Here is a 19,813-nt window from a genome sequence, read left to right as displayed (position 1 = left end):
TACAACTTGCACTTCAATCCATCAGCGGAGGTACACCATGGAACTCCAGAGCCCGCGCGAGGCGGCGGCTTTTGCCCTGTCTCTTCTCGACCTGACGAACCTGCGTGACGATTGCGACAATGCTGCGATCGAAAACCTGTGCCTGCGTGCGCAGACCCCCTATGGCAATACGGCTGCGATCTGCATCTGGCCGCGCTTTGTCGCTCATGCCCGCCAGATCCTGGGTTCCGGCCATCCGGTAAGGATCGCTACCGTCGTCAACTTCCCCTCCGGTGATCTTTCGGTGGCCGAAGTCGTCGAGGAAACGCGCGAGGCTGTCGAGGACGGTGCCGACGAGATCGATCTCGTCATTCCCTACAAGGCCTTTATCGCCGGCAATGAAGCGGCCGTGACCGCGATGGTCGAGGCCGTCCGTGCCGCATGCCCGCAATCAACCCTCAAGGTCATTCTGGAAACCGGCGAATTGAAGGATATGGCTCTGGTGCGTCGCGCCTCCGAGCTGGCGATTGCCGCAGGCGCCGATTTCATCAAGACTTCGACCGGCAAAGTGCAGGTCAACGCGACGCTGGAAGCGGCAGACATCATGCTGCGGGCGATCCGCGAATCCAAAGCCAGGGTCGGCTTCAAGCCGGCCGGCGGGATTTCCACGGTGGCTGATGCCGACCTTCATCTCCGGCTTGCCGAAAGCATACTGGGACCGAACTGGGTCATGCCCTCGACCTTCCGTTTCGGTGCATCGAGCCTGCTCGACGACATTCTGGCGGTTCTCGGTGGAACCACCGCGCCGCGCGCGGCTGCCGGCTACTGACTGCACGGCATGCTGCCGCAGGAAATCATCCGTCGAAAGCGCGACGGCCAAAACCTTTCAAAGGATGAGATCGCGGCTTTCATCGGCGGCGTAACGGATGGAACCGTATCGGACGCTCAGGTCGCGGCCTTTGCCATGGCTGTCTTTTTTCGGAACATGTCCCGCAATGAGACAATTGCACTGACGCTCGCCATGCGCGACTCCGGGTCTGTGCTGAAATGGAGCAGTGTCGACCGCCCGATCGCCGACAAACATTCGACTGGCGGCGTCGGCGACAATGTCTCGCTGATGCTGGCACCCTTAGCTGCGGCCTGCGGCTTGGCCATACCGATGATTTCCGGCCGAGGCCTTGGCCATACCGGCGGCACGCTCGACAAGCTGCAGTCGATCCCCGGTTACGATATCGCTCCCGATGAAGCACGGTTTGTGCGAACGGTCAGAGATATCGGCTGCGCCATCGTCGGCCAAACCTCTGATCTCGCGCCCGCAGACAAACGCCTTTATGCCATCCGCGACGTCACTGCGACAGTGGAATCGGTGCCGCTGATCGCCGCCTCCATCCTGTCGAAAAAGCTGGCAGCCGGCCTTCAGGCGCTGCTGATGGACGTCAAGGTCGGCACCGGCGCCTTCATGCAGGATATCGGGGAAGCACGGATCCTTGCGCGCGCACTTGTCGATGTCGCAAACGGGGCAGGGGTGCCGACGACAGCGCTGATCACCGACATGAACGAACCGCTCGCCGATGCTGCAGGCAATGCGCTGGAAATGGCAAACTGCGTGGATTTCCTCGCCGGCCAAAAGGCGGGCACCCGGCTGGAAAAGCTTGTTATGGCAGAAGCCGCAGAAATGCTGGTTCAGGCCAGGTTTGCATCCGATCCCGCCGACGGAGAGCGTATGGCGCGCGCCGCTCTCGCCTCGGGCCGGGCGATGGAGACCTTCGCCCGCATGGTGCATGCCCTTGGTGGGCCGGCCGATTTCTGCGAGCGTCCGGCGGCCTATCTGCCGCAGGCGCCGGTTTCTGTCGAAGTACCGGCCCCGCACAATGGCTATCTTTCCGCCTGCGATGCCCGCGCTCTTGGGATAGCCGTGATCGATCTCGGCGGCGGACGAAGACAGGTCTCGGATGCGATCGATCATCGCGTCGGTTTGAGCCGGCTGCTTCCGCTTGGGTCGAAGGTCGCGAAAGGAGAGCCGATCGCGATCGTCCATGCGGCTTCGGAAAAGGCGTCCAGGCAGGCGGTTGGGGCAGTTTTGGGAAGTTATGAGATCGCTCTGGACGCGCTGAAAAGCTCGCCGGTCGTCATCGAACGGATCGCCTGAGATATTCCCCTGGGATCAGTTGGCCAGCGTCAGGCTGCCGCCCTTGACCTGATAGGATTTCAGCTTCGTCAGAAAACTCATGCCGACCAGAGTGTCGCTCAAGGCTTCGTCCCGCAGTACCATGGCATCAACATTGCGGACCCGCACATTGCCGATCTCGACACGGTCAAGCACGATATGCGCAGCCTGCGTTTGTCCGTTTGCCGTCTGCATAGGGTAACGGAATTCCAGGCTGTTTGCGCTGTAGCCCAGCATACGCGCAGTGCGTTCATTGATCGCGACCACGGACGCTCCGGTATCGACGAGACCGGTGACGGACTTTCCGTTGAGGCGGAAAGTACCGATGAAATGGCCGCGTCCATCAGCGTTCAGCACCATCGTCCCCGGCGTAAGCGATGCCGCCTGCGGGGCGGAATTGCTTGAAGGGGCAGAGGAGGGTGACCGTACCGCCGGCTGCTGCTGTGCCGGATCATCCGTCCGCTCGATCAACGCAGGGATCTGTGTCGCCAGCAATATGGCAACGGCTGCGAACATGGCGGTGCGAAGAAGCATGGTCGGTCCCTTGGGTTCAGGACAGATATTCTAGGCCGCAATGGTTTACGAAAAAGCGGCCCAGCTCTGGGAGCCGGCCGCCTTCTTCATCCTTGGTAAGGAAATTCTAAAGCTATCACTTCGTCCCGTACATACGGTCGCCGGCATCACCGAGGCCGGGCACGATATAGCCCTTCTCGTTGAGATGGCTGTCGATCGATGCGGTATAGACCTTCACGTCCGGATGGGCTTCCTGGAAATTCTTGATGCCTTCCGGCGCTGCCAGCAGGCAAAGGAAGCGAATGTTCTTCGCGCCGCGTTCCTTCAGCTTCTGGATCGCGGCGATCGCGGAATTGCCGGTGGCCAGCATCGGATCGACCACGATCAACAGGCGCTCGTCCAGATCGTCGGGTGCCTTGAAGTAATATTCGACCGGCTGCAGCGTATCATGATCGCGGTAGAGACCGATATGCGAGACGCGGGCGGACGGCACCAGTTCCAGCATGCCTTCCAGAAGACCATTGCCGGCGCGCAGGATCGAGACGAAAACCAGCTTCTTGCCTTCTACGACAGGCGACTGCATCTGCGTGATCGGCGTCTCGATCGTTTCGAGCGTCAGTTCGAGATCGCGGGTCACCTCGTAGCAGAGCAACATCGAGATCTCGCGCAGCAGCCTTCTGAAACCGGCGGTCGAGGTCTCCTTCTTGCGCATGATCGTCAGCTTGTGCTGCACCAGCGGATGATTGATGACTGTGACGCCGTCCATGGCCTTCTTCCTTTTCGTTGCTTGTCTCTTCTTTTTCGAAAAACGACCCGTTCTGCAAGTGGTGAGATCATGGTCGAAGCATGATCCCCAGCCTGAACCTCAGCTTTGTGTGTCGAAGCGCTTCAGCAACGTCGCTTTCGTCCCCTCATCGACGAAGGCGGCTTCAAGCGCCGTCCGGGTCATGTCGTTGATCTCCGTATTGCTCATCCCCATTGTCTGCGATGCAATCTCGTATTCGCGGGCAAGCGACGTGCCGAAGAAGGGCGGGTCGTCGGAATTGATGCAGACCCTCACGCCGGCATCTTTCAGCTTTTTCAGCGGATGACTGTCGAAATCGGCAAACACGCCGAGCGCAATATTGGAGCCGGGGCAGACTTCCAGCACGGTGCCAAGTTCTGCCAGCCGCGCCACCAGGGCTTCGTCCTCGATGGCCCTCACGCCATGCCCGATGCGGGCGGGTTTCACCAGATCCAGCGCATCCGTCACGCTGAACGGTCCGCAGACCTCGCCGGCATGAATGGTAAGGCCAAGACCCGCATCACGGGCGATATCGAAGGCACGGGCATAATCCGCCACCAGTCCCATTCGCTCTTCGCCCGCCATGTTGAAGCCGGTGACCAGAGGGTTTTTCGCCCGCGCGGCATATTCGGCAGCAGAAACAACCCGGTCAGGCCCGAAATGCCGCTCGCCGGTCACGATGATCCGTGCCTCGATGCCGGTCTTCTCCTTCGCGGAATATATCCCGTCGCATATGCCGGCAAGATAGGCATCGGCACCAAGACCGATCCGGTCGCCATGGTCTGGCGAGACGATGATTTCGCTGTAGATCGTATTGATCGAGGCAAGTTCGGCAAGATAGGCCTCGGTCAGAAGCGCATAGTCCTCTTCCGTTCGAAACAGCGCGGCGACCGCATCATAGGCGATAAGAAACTCCGAAAAGTCGCGCCATTGATAGGCGCCATCACGAAGAAACGCTGCTGTATCGACGCCGTACTTGCGCGCCTGCGCTTCCGTCACCGCCGGCGGTGCGGCACCCTCGATATGGCAGTGGATCTCGGCCTTCAGCAGCTGTCGTGTCACAGGAAACTCCATCCGTGCCGGCCGGCGGGAATGCCGAGATGCGCAGCCACCGTCTCGCCGATATCGGCATAGGAAGACCGAACCCCGATCGAGCGGGTGCGGATACCGGGGCCGAATGCCATGATCGGCACGCGTTCGCGGGTATGGTCGGTGCCGCGCCAGGTCGGGTCGCAGCCGTGATCGGCGGTCAATATCACGAGGTCGCCCGGCTTCAGCCGACGATGGATATCCGGTAGCCCGAGATCGAAGGCTTCGAGTGCCGCTGCATAACCGGGCACGTCGCGCCGATGGCCATAGACCATGTCGAAATCGACGAAATTGGTGAACACCAGATCGCCGTCGGCGGCCTCGTCCATGGCGGTCAGCGTGGCTGCAGCCAGCGCCGCATTGCCGTTTGCCTTGATGACGCGCGAAACGCCCTGATGCGCGAAGATATCGCCTACCTTGCCGACGGCATGAACACCGCGGCCGGCTTCTACCAACCGGTCCAGCAATGTCGGCTCAGGCGGCGGGACGGAAAAATCGCGCCGGTTGCCGGTCCGCTCGAAACTTTCCGGGGTCTCGCCGGTAAAGGGCCGTGCGATCACCCGTCCGATATTCAGCGGATCGAGCAGGCCGCGCACCACCTGGCAAAGGGCGATCAGCCGGTCCAGGCCGAAATAAGTCTCATGTGCGGCGATCTGAAAAACGCTGTCGCTCGACGTGTAGCAGATCGGCTTGCCCGTTCTGACATGTTCCTCGCCAAGTCTTTGGATGATATCGGTGCCCGAAGCATGGCAGTTGCCGAGAATGCCGGGAACGTTGCCTTCCCTACAGATTGCCTCCACCAACTCAGGGGAGAATGCATCGCCCTCTGTCGGAAAATATCCCCACTTGAACATGACAGGCGTGCCGGCGATCTCCCAGTGGCCGGAGGGGGTGTCCTTGCCGCTCGACAATTCGCTGGCAGCGCCATAGAGGCCGAATAGCCTTTCGGGGAGGGGCATTCCAGCGGGATAATTGCCGCTTGCCATCTTGGCGATATCCATCAGTCCAAGCGACGTCATGTTGGGAAGCTTCAGCGGTCCTTGCCTCAAGCCAGCTCGGTCGGCGGCTCCGGCGGCGCAGAATTCCGCGATATGGCCAAGCGTGTTGGATCCCAGGTCGCCGTAATCGGCTGCATCACGCGCGCCGCCGACGCCGAAGGAATCAAGTACGAAGAGAAAGGCTCGCGCCATCTGTCACCGGTGATCTGAATGTCATCTCGTCCGATCCCGTGATCGAACTGAATCGCCATTCATATAGTTCGCCGGTGCTATTGGCAAAGGTCCCGAGAGGCCGTTCGGGAACGGACGAGTGGGCTGGCCTCGAAGTCTCAGCACCCGTCGCAGGTAATACTGGTCCCGACACGCTGGCGGTAGAAGAACTCCCGGTTCAGCGTGAGGGTCTGCAGGCTGTTCGGCATGATCCCCGGCATGAACATCAGCAGTTGATGTGTCGTGGATACTTCGGCCCGAACCAGGAATGTGCTGGCCGAACGCATATCGGTCGGTACGTTGACTGTTGAACCGTTGGCATAAGGCCGGCTTCCATCCTGCGCCCATGACCATGTGACTGTCGGGTTGCCTGACGCGTCGAGCGTGATGCCGGTAACCTTTATCTTCAGGTTTTGAGGGGTGTAGGGCGTGAAGATGGCGTTCGCGACATTGACCATCTGCTGCAGATCGGTCGTCGAGACCTTCGATTGCTGCGTCACCAGATCTGCGATCGTGCTGGCCGTGCGGGTCACCCTTTTGGATACGCTGAGCCCGATCGTCAGTTCGAACGAAGTGATATAGAGGGCGAGGAGAAGAGGCGCGATCAGTGCAAATTCCACACCGCCGACGCCCCGGATATCCGCGCCAAAGCGCCGCATCTGGTTGACCAGCGGCAATCCCGAAAGAAGTTTGCGCAACGTCGCCCGCATCATGGGTAGTCCTCGTTCTTGAAGGCAGAGGTTTCCACGATCAGGAAATAGTTGGATCCGGTGGTCGGGCGGATGTTGGAAATATACGGACGAAGCAGGTCGGTCATGATGTCCCACCTGTAATAGGCGCGCAGCATGTTCTTCGTGCCCGCCCCGCCGGGCGCGAAGGTGAGGCCGGTCGTATTGAGGTCACCGTCGCTGCCGACCGGTATGGTCGTCGGCATGTCTGAGAAGTTCGTATAAGGTTTGGCGTCCAGAAACAGCTTGTTGGTCTTCGTGACCGCAGTGATTTCGGCTTCGCTGCACTTGATCAGGATCGAGATCTCGCCACAGAAAGCACGGCGGAATTTGGTCTCATCCATGTAGGTGGGTGCAGTAGTATTCGTAGTGCTGTAGGTAATGTTCCCGGTGCGCAGCTTGCGGCCCATCGTATCGACGGCGTTGGCGACCAGTTGCTCGGCCGTATAGGCGACGAACGTCTCGATGATGGCGAAGACGATCAGGAAATAGGGGATGGCGAGCAATGCGAATTCGATCGCCGCCGCGCCGTCTTTTGAGCGGAAAAGCCTCTTCAATCCGGATTTTGGAGCGTTCGGCGAAGTCGAGCCGGCCATTGGCGAATGATCCTGATGCATCTCTTCCTATCCGCGGAGCGGTGAAAGCAGGACGGACCATAATCAACGATCATTGAAAAACCGTTTCCCAACTGATGCAAATTGGTGCAGTCGCAACGATCAGGGCGTCTTCGTGGTTGTGTCGAACTCGGCATGCTGCTCGCAGTTCGGGGTGCAGGACAATACGGTGCGCTCGGTCTGCTTGAAGACACGCACGGTATTTCCCTCGTCGATGGATACCAGTACCCGCTCGTCGGCAATCGCATTGCCGTCCTGATCGAGAAGCACGAGATTGGTGGTGCCGAAGCTGCGACCGGTTAGAACGATCGTCGTTGCATCCGCCACCGTCGCATCCGCCACTTCCGAATTGCCGACGATGACCTTTGCCACCGGCCGGTCGAGTTTCAGCACGCGCGCCTGATTCATGAACACGCGCAGCACGTCCTGGCGATCATCGGCAGCAGCTTCGCCGGCGAGGACGCTGGAGGCAAGCGTGAAGGCGGCCAATACAAGACGCAGCGCCATTTTAAGGGTCCTTGGGCGGATTTCGATATGAATGGAAGATGACCTTGATTGGTGAATGAAGGCTTAAGCGGCGGGGGCAGGCCGGCCCTATCTTTCTGTAACTTGGCCATTTGTTACCAAAACAGCGATTCGCGACCCTCTTTATCGCAATTAACTAACTGAATTATATGTACTTCGACGGGCTGTATCAGCATCTTGCGGATACTGAAAAAAGCACTGCATTTCTGTCAGGATCTATTTACCACAGTGCTCATAACTGCCCCGATTAACGATCCGGTAACGTTCCTTTTTAAGCGGTTGGCAATCGTCCGCCTGTAGCTTCCACATCAACCGAGCAACGGAAAAACAGTTGTCGGTAAGTGCTGAACAACAATTGTGTGGAATAGGAGAATTCAATGTCCAAGATTTTCGCTCGTTTCCGTGAAGATGAATCCGGTGCAACTGCCATTGAATATGGCCTGATCGCCGCCCTTATTTCGGTTGCTATCATCGCTGGTGCCAGCACCCTCGGCAATAACCTTGGCAACGCGTTCAATAACATCGCGGCCAAGGTATCCAGCAAGACGTAACAATCCGCCGTCGTTCGGCACCGAAGACAATGGTTGAAGCCGTCCCGTTCCGGGCGGCTTCAAGCCTTTTTCAGCGTTATCGGGAAAAGCTCCATGCTGGATGATATCGTCGCCGTATCTGTGCTTGCGGTCTTTCCCGCGGCCCTTGCTGCCGCTGCGATGAGCGATTTCCTGACGATGAAAATATCCAACCGCCTGTCGCTCGGCTTGGCGGTGTCATTCTTCATTCTCGCACCGCTTGCGGGGTTGCCGCTGATCGACCTGGGCTTCAGTCTCGGTGCAGCGCTGGTCGTCTTTGCCGTCTGCTTTGCCCTCTTCGCCGCCAATGTCATGGGCGGCGGCGACGCCAAGCTCCTGACCGCGGCAAGTCTGTGGTTCGGCTTTACTCCTTCGCTCGCAACCTTTCTTGTCCTGGTTGCCTATGCCGGGGGCGGAGTAACGCTGCTTTTCCTCCTTCTTCGTGCTCGTGCAGATCTTGTGATGTCGATCGGCATCCCGCTGCCCGTGTCTGTCGTCGGCACCAGCAAGATTCCCTATGGTATCGCAATCGCCATGGGCGGGTTGATGGCGTTTGGAGCATCGCCCGTCGCAATGCTGGCGCTCAAGGCGTTCTGAAGCCGCTGACGTCTGTCGCAATACTGCGTTAACCAGCATTATAAGCTTCTCATTAACCATAATTACACCATTGCCGCCCATCCTGTCGGGAAGATCAAGGATTCTCTTAGGGAACGGCAATGAAGCCCGCTCGCATCATCATCCTGACGGTGGCCGTTGTGGCTGCAGGCCTGGCCGGCTTGCTGGCCATGCGCATGTCTGGCCCCCAGGCGCCGCAGCTGGTGGAAACGGTCATCAAGGAACCGACGGTCCGCGTTCTGGTTTCGGCCGATAACCTGCCCGTTGGCAGCCGGCTGAACGACAAGTCGGTCGAATGGCTGGACTGGCCGCGCAGCGGTATTGCCGAAGGCTTTATCACCAATGAAGCCCGTCCGGATGCCGTCAAGGAGCTTGAAGGTTCCGTCGTCCGCCTTCCGATTTTCAAGGGTGAGCCTTTGAGAGCCGAAAAGGTGGCGGATTCCTCCAGCCGCATCATGTCTTCGCTTCTTCCTTCCGGCAAGCGTGCGGTTGCAACCGAAATCTCGGTTGCGACAGGCGCCGGCGGTTTCGTGCTGCCGAATGACCGCGTCGATGTCATCATGGTTCGCCAGAACAAGGATACCGGTGGCGGGTATGTCACCGAAAACGTCCTTAACAACGTTCGCGTGCTGGCCATCGACCAGAACATCCAGGAAGCGCCCGACGGTAGCAAATCCGTTGTCGGCACGACCGCGACCCTCGAACTCACGCCCGATCAGGCAAAGGTCATCGCGGTGGCTCAGCAGATGGCAGAGCGTTTGACGCTCGCCCTTCGGTCGGTTGCGGATGCGCAGGAAGCGGACACGCAGGCAGCCGAATACCTTCTGCATGGTGGCGGCAAGGCGGATATCCAGGTCATCAAGTCGGGGTCGATCATCACCGGCTCGACGCAGGCCAATTGAACGGAGCGATGAGGTTTATGACTTTGAAACGCAAGACCCGCGCAACCGTATCGACCGGCCTGGCTTTATGCCTGGCCGTTGCCGGCATTCCGGGAAGCTTCGCTCCATCTTTCTTCGGCGTTCCGAATGCTGCTGCGGCCGATAGCGGCGTGATCCGCATCGCGCAGGGCGGTGTCGGTACCAAACGGCGGCTGACGATCGGTCTGAACAAGGCTCTCGTCATCGACCTGCCGTCCGATGCCCATGATATCCTGGTGGCCGACCCGTCCATGGCCGACGCCGTCACCCGCACGTCGAGGCGTATCTATCTCTTCGGCAAGACGGTCGGTCAGACCAACATCTTTGTCTTCGGTCCGGGCGGCGAGGAAATCGTCACGCTCGACGTCGAGATCGAACGCGATATTTCCGGCCTCGAGGCAAATCTTCGCCGTTTCCTGCCTGAGTCGAACATCAAGGTCGAAATCGTTTCGGACAACATCGTGCTCTCCGGAAGCGTGCGTACGCCGCAGGATGCGGCAAAGGCGGCACAGCTGGCGACGGCCTTCCTCAAGGGCGGTGAAGCGACGACGCGCGAAATCACCGCGACGAGCGGTAATAACGGTGGTGATTCCGCAATCTTCGCCGAAGGCCGGCAGACTTCATCGGTCGTCAATCTTCTGACGATCGAAGGAGAAGATCAGGTAACGGTCAAGGTGACCGTGGCAGAAGTCCGCCGCGAAGTCATCAAACAGCTCGGCTTCGACAACGTCTTCCAGCGCAATGCGGCGGCTTCGGGATCGGCTCTGTCGGTTTTGGGTGCTGCAACCAACGCGACGGACGGTCTCGTGGGTCAGGTGGCCGGCAATGTGGGCAAGTTCAGCTTCGACATGGTGATGAGCGCCCTGGAACAGGCGAACGCGATCAAGACCCTGGCAGAGCCGACTTTGACGGCCATTTCAGGCCAGTCAGCAACGTTCAATTCCGGCGGCGAGCGTTTGTATTCCACCCTTGGCACGGACGGAGTGTCGACACTCACTCCCTATAATTACGGTGTGTCCCTGGGCTTCACGCCCACCGTTCTGTCTTCCGGGCGCATCAGCCTGCGTATCCAGACGCGGGTCTCCGAGCCGGTTGCAAACAGCACCGGCGGCGCCGAATTCCGTAAGCGCGACGCAGAGACCGTTGTCGAACTGCCCTCGGGCGGCTCCATCGCCCTGGCGGGCCTGCTTCAGGACGAAATCCAGCAGAATATGAGCGGCACGCCGGTCGCCTCGAAGGTTCCGGTGCTTGGTGCCCTGTTCCGGCAGAAGCGCTACGAACGCAACGAGACCGAACTGGTCATCATCGCAACGCCCTATCTGGTCCGGCCCGTCGCCCGCAACGAACTCTCCCGTCCGGATGACAATTTCCAGCCCGCCAGCGATGCCGAAAGCGTCTTCCTGGGTCGGGTCAACAAGATCTACGGCCGCAAGGAGGCGTCTCCGCCGCCGGCACCGTATCAGGGCAATGTCGGGTTCATCTACAAATGACCAAGCAAGCACAGCTCCCAAACTTCGGCGGCAGCCGCTCGCAGGAAAGGCGTCCAGCCATGGATCCGAGAAAGACAACGCGATATTCGACGGGCCGCCTTTCGGCAGCGCTCGTAATCGGCGCCGCGGCGCTGCTGTCTTCCTGCGCGGGCAAGGACAGCATGACGACCGGATCGCTGCCGGATGATTACCGCACGCGCCACCCGATCGTCGTCGGCGAAGCGGAAAAGACGATCGACATTCCGGTCGCTGCCGGCGATACCGGCCTCACAAATGGCCAGTCGGAAGTCATTGCCGGCTTCGTTGCCGAATACCGCCGTTCCTCGACCGGCATCATCCAGATCATCACCCCGCGGGGATCGGCGAATGAAGGTGCGGCTGTATCCGCCGCTTCGTCCGTGCGTCGGCTGATGGTGAGGATGGGCGTGCCTGCACAGAAAATCCTTCAGGGACATTTCCCGTCTGAGTTCGGTCAATCAGCTCCCATCCGGTTGAGCTATGTCGCAATCGCCGCCAGGACCCAGCCATGTGGCCAGTGGCCGGAAGACATGACGCTGAACACGTTCTCCAACAAGAACTATTACAACTTCGGTTGTGCCAACCAGAGCAACCTCGCAGCCCAGATCGCCAACCCGAACGATCTTCTCGGGCCGCGCCGCATGACGCCGCCCGATGGCGAACAGCGTGGTCAGGTGATGGAGCGTTATCGCGGAGCTGTCGTTGAACTGAAGGACATGGACGAATGAGCAAGCTCAACGGCTTCGGAGCGTGACGCGATGATAAGCACTGTCCAATACGATGTGAACGGCCAGCCGTCGCATGCCGATGCCGCCGAAGAGCATCCGTCAGGCCTCGATCTCGAGGCCGTTCGGCCGCTGCCGCGTATCTCCATCCACGCCTTCTGCGAAAGCGAAGGCGTGCAGCGCATGATCGACAAGATGTCGCGTGATCGCCGTATGGCGAAGGTCAACCTGCGTGTCACGAGCGGCGGCACCACGGCAGCCGCCAATATGTACACGTCCGCGCCGACCCCGAACCTGATCATTCTCGAGACGGCGGCCGAGTCGCGCAACCTCCTGGCAGACCTCGCGCCACTGGCCGAAGTCTGCGATTCGTCGACCCGTGTCATCGTCATCGGTCGCTACAACGATATCGCGCTCTACCGCGAATTGGTGCGCAACGGCATTTCCGAATATCTGGTGGCGCCCGTCCCGATGGTCGACATGATGGCGGCGATCTCCGCCATCTTCGTCGATCCGGATGCGGAGCCATTGGGCAGGTCGATCGCTTTCATCGGCGCCAAGGGTGGCGTCGGCGCATCCACGATCGCCCATAACTGCGCCTTCGGCATATCCAGCCTGTTCTCGACTGAAACCATCCTTGCTGATCTCGACCTGCCGTTCGGCACTGCAAACATCGATTTCGACCAGGATCCGATGCAGGGGATTTCCGAGGCGGTTTTTGCGCCCGAGCGTCTCGACGAAGTGTTTCTCGACCGCCTGCTGACAAAATGCTCCGATCATCTATCGCTTCTCGCATCCCCTTCGCTGCTCGATCGTTCCTACGACTTCGAAGGTCGCGCATTTCAGCCGGTGATCGAAATCCTGCAGCGCAGCGCGCCGATCGCGGTTCTCGATATCCCGCATGCATGGAACGAGTGGACGACTTCGGTTCTCGCAGATGCTGACGAGGTGGTCATCTGCGCCGCCCCCGATCTTGCCAATCTTCGAAACACCAAGAACATTCTCGACGCTTTGAAGAAGCTGAGACCGAATGACCGCGCGCCGCACCTCATCCTCAACCAGGTCGGAATGCCGAAACGCCCCGAAATCGCTCCATCCGACTTTACCGAGCCGTTGGAGATCGAGCCGATCGCCATTCTGCCTTTCGATTCAGCGCTTTTCGGCAATGCCGCCAACAGCGGCCGGATGATCTCGGAAATCGATGCCAAGTCTCCGATTGCCGAAACATTCTCGCAGATCGCCCATGTCGTCACCGGCAGGATCGCGGTCAAGAAGGCGAAAAAGGGCGGTCTCGGCAAGATGCTCGGCATGCTGGGACGCAAGTAAAACCACGCCACCTGAGAGTTAGGTCTTAAGAAGCATGTTTGGAAAGCGCGGAAACGACGGGTTCGGAAAGGCAGGTGCAGTCGCGGCACCGCCTGCACCTCAATTTACGCCCGCGCCTGCCGCATCGGTCCGGCCGGAAACCAGCGTCAGGGCAGATGCTCCGGCTGAAAACGCACCCGCGCGTCAACCCATGACACCGCCTCCGCTCGCACCGGGAGCGCCCGCGCGCAAGCGTCCGGCGCGTAACGACCAGTATTACGATACCAAGAGCCAGGTTTTCTCCGCGCTTATCGACACGATCGACCTGTCGCAGCTTGCCAAGCTGGATAACGAGAGCGCTCGCGAGGAAATTCGCGATATCGTCAACGATATCATCACCATCAAGAATTTCGCGATGTCGATCTCCGAGCAGGAAGAGCTGCTCGACGATATCTGCAACGACGTTCTGGGATATGGCCCGCTGGAACCGTTGCTTGCCCGAGACGACATCTCCGACATCATGGTCAACGGCGCCGGTCAGACTTTCATCGAAGTCGCCGGCAAGACGATCGAATCGGAAATCCGTTTCCGCGACAATGCCCAGCTCCTGTCCATCTGCCAGCGCATCGTCAGCCAGGTCGGCCGGCGTGTCGATGAATCGTCGCCGATCTGCGACGCGCGCCTTCCCGATGGTTCGCGTGTCAACGTCATTGCGCCGCCTCTTTCGCTCGATGGCCCGGCTCTTACCATTCGTAAGTTCAAGAAGGACAAGCTGACGCTCGACCAGCTGGTCAAGTTCGGCGCGATCACGCCGGAAGGCGCCGTCCTGCTCCAGATCATCGGCCGTGTCCGCTGCAACGTCGTCATCTCCGGCGGTACCGGTTCGGGCAAGACGACACTGCTGAACTGCCTGACGCGCTACATCGATCTCGACGAGCGGGTGATTACCTGCGAAGACACCGCCGAACTTCAGCTGCAGCAGCCGCATGTCGTGCGCCTCGAAACCCGCCCGCCGAATATCGAAGGCGAAGGCGAGATCACCATGCGCGATCTGGTCAAGAACTGCCTGCGTATGCGCCCCGAACGCATCATCGTCGGCGAAGTGCGCGGACCGGAAGTGTTTGACCTTCTACAGGCGATGAATACCGGCCACGACGGCTCCATGGGCACGATCCACTCCAATACGCCGCGCGAATGCCTGAGCCGTATGGAATCGATGATCGCCATGGGCGGCTATACGCTGCCGGCCAAGACGGTGCGCGAAATTGTCAGCGGATCGGTAGATATCATCATCCAGGCCGCCCGTCTGCGCGATGGTTCGCGCCGCATTACACAGATCACCGAGGTGATCGGCATGGAAGGCGACGTCATCATCACGCAGGATCTGATGCGCTACGAGATGGATGGCGAGGATGCCAACGGACGGATCATCGGCCGGCACGTCTCCACCGGCATCGTCAAACCGCATTTCTGGGACCGTGTACGTTATTTCGGCGAGGAGCGCCGCCTTTCGGCAGCACTCGACGCCATGGAAACGGCCAAGGATTGAGAAGCTTAAGGGGCAGTTCGCATGTTCGGGCTTGATTTGACCATGCTGTTGATCATCCTTCTGGCTGCCGTATCGGCGGCCTCGGTTGCCTATGCCCTATTGTTTTCGCGCATGGAGACCGAAAAGAAGGCCGGCGCCCGGCTCACACGGGTGAAGGCTGCCGAAAGCGATCTGGGCAAGGCCAAGGCCGCCCGCGATCGTGTCCAGGAATTGTCCAAGCGTCGAAAATCCCTGCAGGATTCTCTCAAGGATATGGAGAAAAAGCAGGAAGAGAAAAACAAATATATTGGCGACAAGAGCCTGAAATCGCGTATTGGCCAGACCGGCCTGTCGCTGACGATGGGGCGTTTCTACGTGATGTCTGCCGGTCTCGGCATGCTCGCCTTCATCGCGACGCTGATCATCGGCATGCCCTTGCTCGGCTCGCTCGGTGCGGGTTTCGTTTTTGCTCTCGGTGTGCCGCGATGGATCGTCGGCTTCCTGATCAAGCGCCGCCGCAACAAGTTTCTCGAGGAATTTCCCAACGCGCTGGACATCATGGTTCGCTCGATCAAGTCGGGCCTGCCGCTCAACGATGCGATCCGGCTGATCGCGTCCGACGGCCGTGAGCCCGTCAAACGGGAATTCCAGCGCGTTATCGAAGCCCAGAAGATCGGCTTGAGCATTCCCGAAGCCTGCGCACGCATGATGCAGACCATGCCGCTGTCCGAAGTCAGCTTCTTTTCGATCGTTATCGCCATCCAGAGCCAGGCCGGCGGCAATCTGTCCGAGGCGCTTGGCAATCTCGGCAAGGTGCTGCGTGAACGCCGCAAGATGAAGATGAAGGTCAGCGCCCTGTCTATGGAGGCCAAGGCATCCGCAGTCATCATCGGTGCTCTGCCGTTCATCGTCGCCACGCTCGTCTATCTGACCTCGCCACAATACATGATGGTCCTGTTCACCGACCCGCGCGGGCATATCATCATGCTTCTGTCGGGAGTGTGGATGACGATCGGCATCGTCGTGATGCGCAATATGATCAACTTCGACATATGAGGAGCGGACAGTGAAAGATCTTGCCGCAGCCATCACCGAGCCCACCATGATCTTCGCTATCCTGGTGGCGCTCGCCGTTTTCGCAACGCTTTATTCGCTGGCCGCACCCTTCATGGAGCGTGGCGATCTGGACAAGCGCATGAAGGCGGTGTCCACCGAACGGGAGGAGATGCGGGCCCGCGAGCGAGCACGCATGAATGCCGATGGCAAGGCGAGCCTGCGCACGCAGAACAACCAGTCGGTCCGCCAGATCGTCGAGCGTTTCAACCTGCGTGAGGCACTGGTCGACGAAGGCACGGTGAACAAGCTCCGCGCCGCCGGCCTGAGGTCGCAAAACGCACTGAACATGTTCCTGGTGGCGCGTTTTCTTCTGCCGTTCCTGTTCCTCATGCTCGCGGCCGTCTGGGTGTTCGTTCTGGGCAATCTCGAATCCAGGCCGATGGGCATCCGGATCCTGGCGGTTGTCGGCTTCGCCTATCTCGGTTTTTATGCGCCGAACATCTACATCTCCAACAAGGTCGGCAAGCGCCAGAAATCGATCAAGCGCGCCTGGCCTGACGCGCTCGACCTGATGCTGATCTGCGTCGAATCCGGAAATTCGATCGAGGCGGCCATGCGCCGCGCCGCCGAGGAAATCGGCACGTCCTCGCCCGAACTGGCCGAAGAATTGGCGCTGACGACGGCGGAACTGTCTTTTCTGCAGGATCGCAGGGTGGCGCTCGAAAATCTCGGACACCGTACGCAGCTCGATATTGTCCGCTCGGTCGTCCAAGCCCTCATTCAGGCGGATCGTTACGGCACGCCGGTGTCCCAGGCGCTGCGTGTTCTGGCCCAGGAAAGCCGCGATGAGCGTATGAACGAAGCGGAAAAGAAGGCTGCGGCCCTGCCGCCGAAGTTGACCGTTCCGATGATCCTGTTCTTCCTGCCGGTTTTGGTTGCCGTCATCCTTGGCCCGGCGGGCATTACGGTCTCCGACAAGTTCTAAACTCCGTCGCATTCGGTTATGGATTGTTCTGCGCCAACCGGAGGATGAGTGATGCTGGACGAAAACATTGACGCGCTCGACGGTGCCTGCCACTGCGGCACGGTTCGCTTTCACGTGCGGCTGGCGAACGGCCTGCGCAGCGCAAGACGTTGCACCTGCTCCTATTGCAGAATGCGCGGCGCGATCGCGGTAACGGCAAATCTCGACGATATCCGGATCGTGTCAGGTGAAGAGGCACTGACGCTCTACCAATTCAACACGAAGACGGCGAAGCACTATTTCTGCTCGGTCTGCGGCATCTACACCCATCACCAACGGCGCTCGAACCCGCAGCAATATGGAGTGAACGTCGCATGCCTCGAAGGCATCAGCCCGTTCGACTTCCCGTCCGTGATCGTCAATGATGGCGTATCGCATCCATCCGATGGCGCAGTTGCCGGCAAGTCCGGCCGCGCCGGCGTGCTGAAATTCATTCCGGAGCAATGAGAGAATAATTCCCGCAAATGCAGATCGACCGGCTGAAACACCGGTCGTCGTCGCTTCAACGCGTTGTCTGGGAAATCAGTTTGCGGCCAGTTTTGCCGGCTTGTCCTTGTCGGCAAGCTTCGCCCATGAGTTCTGCTGGGAAAGCATCGAGCGCAGATAGGTGACGTTGGTGTCGGCCTGGCTCTGCGAAAGCTCCTTGCGGGCAATCGTTTCGGCCTCGGAGAAACGTCCCTGCAACCCGACCACCAGCGCCAGGTTCTGCCGCACGCGGCTGTCGGCCGCCGGTTGCTGGGCGGCGTTGCGCATATAGGTTTCCGCCGTCTTCAAGTCGCCCGAAAGAACGTATGACATGCCGAGGTTGGACATGATGGTCGGTTCGTTAGGCTGCGTCTGCAGCGCCATGCGATATTTCTGCCGGGCCTCGTTCGAGCGTCCGAGCTGGTCGAGTACGGCGCCTTCGGCCGACATCAGCCGCCAGTCCGGATGATCGGGTGTCTGCGCGCGGCCGATCGTGCCGAGTGCCTGTTCGAGCTCGCCGGCTGCCGCCTGGGCCTTGCCATATGCGGCAAGCACCTGCCGGTCGGTGGGGTTTGCGATTGCCACCTGCTGCATCACGGCAAGCGCCTGGGCATGCTTGCCGGTCATGCCGAGCACTGTGGCATAACGTAGCCCGATATCCTTGTTCTTCGGGTTCTTCACATAGGCGCCGCCGATGGCCCGCTCGGTCTCGGCCAGTTGCGCCGCGTCCATGCCGTCCAATGGTGCCGAAGAGGTTTTCGGGATCGAGCCGGTGGTGATCGTGTCGCTTTTCGTCGTGTTGCAGCCGGTCACGGCCATGGCAAGGCAGATCAGGATCGTGGCGCGGGCTACGGACGAGCGCAAAAGATGAGGGCGCGCGATGGATGAAAGCCGGGAATATGTCTTTGCTGCAGTCATCGGGGTCTCGTCGATCCGCTGCCTTGTGGTCTGCCAAGGCAATGAGAAGTGGCGCATTTCCCGTTCAGCAATAAACTGTTAACCCTAACGAATTGTTAAGACCAATGATTCCCGAAGGTTATGAACGCCGCCATGACGCCTTTCCAGCATATCTCCCGCCCGTCGTATTTTGCCCCTGCCGGTGCCGTCACCAAGCCGGTGACGGCAGTCACGCCCGCTGATCTGGACGCTGCGACCCTTCCCGCCGATGCCGCCGCCTGGGCGAAGGCTGCAGGTTTCAGGGCCGATGCAGGCTCCGTTCTTGTCGTGCCCGGCGAGGGCGGGTCCGTATCCCGCGTGCTTTTCGGCCTCGGCAGCGATCCTGCGGATACGCCGTTCCTGACAGGCAAGCTCCCGAAGCTTTTGCCGCCTGGCGACTGGTCGATCGAGGCGGAAGGTATCGCCGCTGATCACCTCGCCCTCGGTTTCGGCCTCGGCAACTATTCCTTCGCCAAGTACAAATCGGAAAAGGCGAGGGACGCACGGCTTGCGGTTCCCGACAGCGCCGATGCGGACGATATCGAACGGCAGCTTGCCGGCATCCTGCTCGCCCGCGATCTGATCAACACGCCGACCAACGACATGGGGCCGGATGATCTGGAAGCGGCCTTCCGCGCGCTTGGCGAACATTATGGTGCAACCGTCACCTCGATCATCGGCGACGACCTTCTGGACAGGAATTTCCCGCTGATCCACACGGTCGGCCGGGCGAGTGCTGTTGCACCCCGCCTGCTCGAAATGCGCTGGGGCAAAAAGGGCGATCCGCGGATCACACTGGTCGGCAAGGGCGTCTGCTTTGATACCGGCGGTCTGGATCTCAAGACCGCCACCGGCATGGCGCTGATGAAAAAGGACATGGGCGGTGCCGCCAATGTCATGGGTCTTGCGCTGATGATCATGGATGCAGGCCTCTCCGTAGACCTGACGGTCCTGGTCCCGGCCGTCGAGAATTCCGTCGCCGGAAATGCCTTCCGTCCGGGCGACATCTACAAAAGCCGCAAGGGCATCACCGTCCAGATCGACAATACCGATGCCGAAGGTCGTCTGGTCCTTGCCGATGCCTTGGCCTATGCCGACGAAACGCCGCCGGATCTGCTGATCGACATGGCAACGCTCACCGGTGCCGCCCGCGTGGCGCTGGGCCCGGAACTGGCGCCTTTCTTCACCGATGACGAGGCGCTTGCGTCCAAGCTGCAGCTTGCGGCGAAACAGGCTGCCGATCCCGTCTGGCGCCTGCCGCTCTGGATGGGCTACGACAAGGATCTGCGCACCCGCGCCGCCGACATCACCAATTCGCCCTCCGGCGGCATGGCCGGCTCGATCAACGCAGCCTTGTTCCTCAAGCGTTTTGTCACGGCCTCGCCGAGCTGGATTCACTTCGACATCTACGGCTGGAACCCGTCCGAAAAACCGCATGCCCCGGTGGGCGGCGAGGCCTTCGCCATCCGGGCGCTCTACCGTGTCATCCGCGAGAGAGCCGCAGTCTCTAGCTGACAAACAGACCGGTAACGGTTTGTCGCTAGGATCGGCATCC

Annotated in this window: 21 protein-coding genes; 13 read left to right on the top strand and 8 right to left on the bottom strand. The window is 60.0% G+C overall.

All coding sequences use genetic code 11. The annotated features are described in order from the left end of the window. Window positions 1-37: 37 nt before the first annotated feature. Together deoC and deoA are read left to right on the top strand one after the other, a co-directional pair. Window positions 38-808 (top strand): deoxyribose-phosphate aldolase, encoded by a 771-nt coding sequence (gene deoC, locus FHP24_RS09745; RefSeq protein WP_139675852.1) that lies wholly within the window; start codon window positions 38-40, stop codon window positions 806-808. 9 nt (window positions 809-817) lie between these two features. Then, window positions 818-2,128 carry a thymidine phosphorylase gene (gene deoA, locus FHP24_RS09740; RefSeq protein ID WP_139675851.1) on the top strand — a complete coding sequence of 437 codons (1,311 nt, stop codon included), beginning with the start codon at window positions 818-820 and terminating at the stop codon, window positions 2,126-2,128. A gap of 15 nt (window positions 2,129-2,143) precedes the next feature. On the opposite strand, the gene FHP24_RS09735 is transcribed toward deoA, so the two are convergent. From FHP24_RS09735 to FHP24_RS09705, 7 genes are all read right to left on the bottom strand, one after another. Beyond that, window positions 2,144-2,680, bottom strand: coding sequence for a TIGR02281 family clan AA aspartic protease (locus FHP24_RS09735; RefSeq protein ID WP_139675850.1), 537 nt, complete (start codon window positions 2,678-2,680; stop codon window positions 2,144-2,146). A 115-nt stretch (window positions 2,681-2,795) separates the two neighbouring features. After that, window positions 2,796-3,425, bottom strand: coding sequence for a uracil phosphoribosyltransferase (gene upp / locus FHP24_RS09730; RefSeq protein WP_139675849.1), 630 nt, complete (start codon window positions 3,423-3,425; stop codon window positions 2,796-2,798). Window positions 3,426-3,524: 99 nt separating this feature from the next. After that, window positions 3,525-4,505 carry an adenosine deaminase gene (locus FHP24_RS09725; protein ID WP_139675848.1) on the bottom strand — a complete coding sequence of 327 codons (981 nt, stop codon included), beginning with the start codon at window positions 4,503-4,505 and terminating at the stop codon, window positions 3,525-3,527. Next, entirely contained in the window at window positions 4,502-5,722 is a 1,221-nt protein-coding gene (locus FHP24_RS09720; protein ID WP_139675847.1) for a phosphopentomutase, read from the bottom strand. The genes FHP24_RS09725 and FHP24_RS09720 overlap by 4 nt, the downstream gene beginning before the upstream one ends. Before the next feature lie 137 nt (window positions 5,723-5,859). Next, window positions 5,860-6,453, bottom strand: coding sequence for a TadE/TadG family type IV pilus assembly protein (locus FHP24_RS09715; protein WP_139675846.1), 594 nt, complete (start codon window positions 6,451-6,453; stop codon window positions 5,860-5,862). Further along, the gene (locus tag FHP24_RS09710) at window positions 6,450-7,064 is read right to left on the bottom strand and encodes a TadE/TadG family type IV pilus assembly protein (protein ID WP_246091690.1); all 615 of its coding nucleotides are present in this window, start codon (window positions 7,062-7,064) and stop codon (window positions 6,450-6,452) included. The genes FHP24_RS09715 and FHP24_RS09710 overlap by 4 nt, the downstream gene beginning before the upstream one ends. Before the next feature lie 120 nt (window positions 7,065-7,184). Then, entirely contained in the window at window positions 7,185-7,589 is a 405-nt protein-coding gene (locus tag FHP24_RS09705; protein ID WP_139675844.1) for a pilus assembly protein N-terminal domain-containing protein, read from the bottom strand. Window positions 7,590-7,984: 395 nt separating this feature from the next. On the opposite strand from FHP24_RS09705, the gene FHP24_RS09700 reads away from it, so the two are divergent. The 10 genes from FHP24_RS09700 (at window position 7,985) to FHP24_RS09655 (ending at window position 17,304) form a co-directional block, all read left to right on the top strand. Continuing rightward, window positions 7,985-8,158 (top strand): Flp family type IVb pilin, encoded by a 174-nt coding sequence (locus FHP24_RS09700; RefSeq protein ID WP_139675843.1) that lies wholly within the window; start codon window positions 7,985-7,987, stop codon window positions 8,156-8,158. Window positions 8,159-8,251: 93 nt separating this feature from the next. Then, complete coding sequence (locus FHP24_RS09695) at window positions 8,252-8,773, top strand: A24 family peptidase (protein ID WP_139675842.1); 522 nt, start codon at window positions 8,252-8,254, stop codon at window positions 8,771-8,773. Between the two features lie 119 nt (window positions 8,774-8,892). Continuing rightward, window positions 8,893-9,693 (top strand): Flp pilus assembly protein CpaB, encoded by an 801-nt coding sequence (gene cpaB / locus FHP24_RS09690; RefSeq protein ID WP_139675841.1) that lies wholly within the window; start codon window positions 8,893-8,895, stop codon window positions 9,691-9,693. A gap of 17 nt (window positions 9,694-9,710) precedes the next feature. Continuing rightward, window positions 9,711-11,201: a type II and III secretion system protein family protein gene (locus FHP24_RS09685; RefSeq protein WP_394344604.1), complete on the top strand. Its 1,491-nt coding sequence runs from the start codon at window positions 9,711-9,713 to the stop codon at window positions 11,199-11,201. Window positions 11,202-11,260: 59 nt separating this feature from the next. After that, window positions 11,261-11,947: a CpaD family pilus assembly protein gene (locus FHP24_RS09680; protein WP_139675839.1), complete on the top strand. Its 687-nt coding sequence runs from the start codon at window positions 11,261-11,263 to the stop codon at window positions 11,945-11,947. Window positions 11,948-11,977: 30 nt separating this feature from the next. Continuing rightward, on the top strand, window positions 11,978-13,270 hold the full coding sequence (locus FHP24_RS09675; protein WP_394344603.1) for an AAA family ATPase: 1,293 nt from the start codon (window positions 11,978-11,980) through the stop codon (window positions 13,268-13,270). Window positions 13,271-13,304: 34 nt separating this feature from the next. Then, window positions 13,305-14,798, top strand: coding sequence for a CpaF family protein (locus FHP24_RS09670; protein ID WP_139675838.1), 1,494 nt, complete (start codon window positions 13,305-13,307; stop codon window positions 14,796-14,798). Between the two features lie 21 nt (window positions 14,799-14,819). Further along, on the top strand, window positions 14,820-15,833 hold the full coding sequence (locus tag FHP24_RS09665; RefSeq protein ID WP_139675837.1) for a type II secretion system F family protein: 1,014 nt from the start codon (window positions 14,820-14,822) through the stop codon (window positions 15,831-15,833). 46 nt (window positions 15,834-15,879) lie between these two features. Further along, a complete protein-coding gene (locus tag FHP24_RS09660) occupies window positions 15,880-16,818 on the top strand; it encodes a type II secretion system F family protein (RefSeq protein ID WP_139676207.1) in 939 nt (312 codons plus the stop codon). Window positions 16,819-16,869: 51 nt separating this feature from the next. Beyond that, complete coding sequence (locus tag FHP24_RS09655) at window positions 16,870-17,304, top strand: GFA family protein (RefSeq protein ID WP_210237814.1); 435 nt, start codon at window positions 16,870-16,872, stop codon at window positions 17,302-17,304. 75 nt (window positions 17,305-17,379) lie between these two features. On the opposite strand, the gene FHP24_RS09650 is transcribed toward FHP24_RS09655, so the two are convergent. Then, complete coding sequence (locus FHP24_RS09650; protein WP_246091643.1) at window positions 17,380-18,240, bottom strand: tetratricopeptide repeat protein; 861 nt, start codon at window positions 18,238-18,240, stop codon at window positions 17,380-17,382. A gap of 132 nt (window positions 18,241-18,372) precedes the next feature. On the opposite strand from FHP24_RS09650, the gene FHP24_RS09645 reads away from it, so the two are divergent. Next, window positions 18,373-19,773 carry a leucyl aminopeptidase family protein gene (locus FHP24_RS09645; RefSeq protein ID WP_139675836.1) on the top strand — a complete coding sequence of 467 codons (1,401 nt, stop codon included), beginning with the start codon at window positions 18,373-18,375 and terminating at the stop codon, window positions 19,771-19,773. Window positions 19,774-19,813: the final 40 nt, after the last annotated feature.

The sequence above is a fragment of the Aliirhizobium smilacinae genome, from assembly GCF_006335145.1.
GTDB lineage: Bacteria > Pseudomonadota > Alphaproteobacteria > Rhizobiales > Rhizobiaceae > Neorhizobium > Neorhizobium smilacinae.
This window is presented reverse-complemented; position numbering and strand designations above follow the sequence as displayed.

Coding starts and splice junctions, on each gene's coding strand:
- FHP24_RS09705 (WP_139675844.1), bottom strand. CDS start 7,589: ATGGCGCTGCGTCTTGTATTGGCCGCCTTCACGCTTGCCTCCAGCGTC.
- FHP24_RS09700 (WP_139675843.1), top strand. CDS start 7,985: ATGTCCAAGATTTTCGCTCGTTTCCGTGAAGATGAATCCGGTGCAACT.
- deoA (WP_139675851.1), top strand. CDS start 818: ATGCTGCCGCAGGAAATCATCCGTCGAAAGCGCGACGGCCAAAACCTT.
- cpaB (WP_139675841.1), top strand. CDS start 8,893: ATGAAGCCCGCTCGCATCATCATCCTGACGGTGGCCGTTGTGGCTGCA.
- FHP24_RS09715 (WP_139675846.1), bottom strand. CDS start 6,453: ATGATGCGGGCGACGTTGCGCAAACTTCTTTCGGGATTGCCGCTGGTC.
- FHP24_RS09695 (WP_139675842.1), top strand. CDS start 8,252: ATGCTGGATGATATCGTCGCCGTATCTGTGCTTGCGGTCTTTCCCGCG.
- FHP24_RS09660 (WP_139676207.1), top strand. CDS start 15,880: ATGATCTTCGCTATCCTGGTGGCGCTCGCCGTTTTCGCAACGCTTTAT.
- FHP24_RS09685 (WP_394344604.1), top strand. CDS start 9,711: ATGACTTTGAAACGCAAGACCCGCGCAACCGTATCGACCGGCCTGGCT.
- FHP24_RS09680 (WP_139675839.1), top strand. CDS start 11,261: ATGGATCCGAGAAAGACAACGCGATATTCGACGGGCCGCCTTTCGGCA.
- FHP24_RS09665 (WP_139675837.1), top strand. CDS start 14,820: ATGTTCGGGCTTGATTTGACCATGCTGTTGATCATCCTTCTGGCTGCC.
- FHP24_RS09735 (WP_139675850.1), bottom strand. CDS start 2,680: ATGCTTCTTCGCACCGCCATGTTCGCAGCCGTTGCCATATTGCTGGCG.
- upp (WP_139675849.1), bottom strand. CDS start 3,425: ATGGACGGCGTCACAGTCATCAATCATCCGCTGGTGCAGCACAAGCTG.
- FHP24_RS09650 (WP_246091643.1), bottom strand. CDS start 18,240: ATGACTGCAGCAAAGACATATTCCCGGCTTTCATCCATCGCGCGCCCT.
- FHP24_RS09645 (WP_139675836.1), top strand. CDS start 18,373: ATGACGCCTTTCCAGCATATCTCCCGCCCGTCGTATTTTGCCCCTGCC.
- FHP24_RS09675 (WP_394344603.1), top strand. CDS start 11,978: ATGATAAGCACTGTCCAATACGATGTGAACGGCCAGCCGTCGCATGCC.
- deoC (WP_139675852.1), top strand. CDS start 38: ATGGAACTCCAGAGCCCGCGCGAGGCGGCGGCTTTTGCCCTGTCTCTT.
- FHP24_RS09720 (WP_139675847.1), bottom strand. CDS start 5,722: ATGGCGCGAGCCTTTCTCTTCGTACTTGATTCCTTCGGCGTCGGCGGC.
- FHP24_RS09670 (WP_139675838.1), top strand. CDS start 13,305: ATGTTTGGAAAGCGCGGAAACGACGGGTTCGGAAAGGCAGGTGCAGTC.
- FHP24_RS09655 (WP_210237814.1), top strand. CDS start 16,870: ATGCTGGACGAAAACATTGACGCGCTCGACGGTGCCTGCCACTGCGGC.
- FHP24_RS09710 (WP_246091690.1), bottom strand. CDS start 7,064: ATGGCCGGCTCGACTTCGCCGAACGCTCCAAAATCCGGATTGAAGAGG.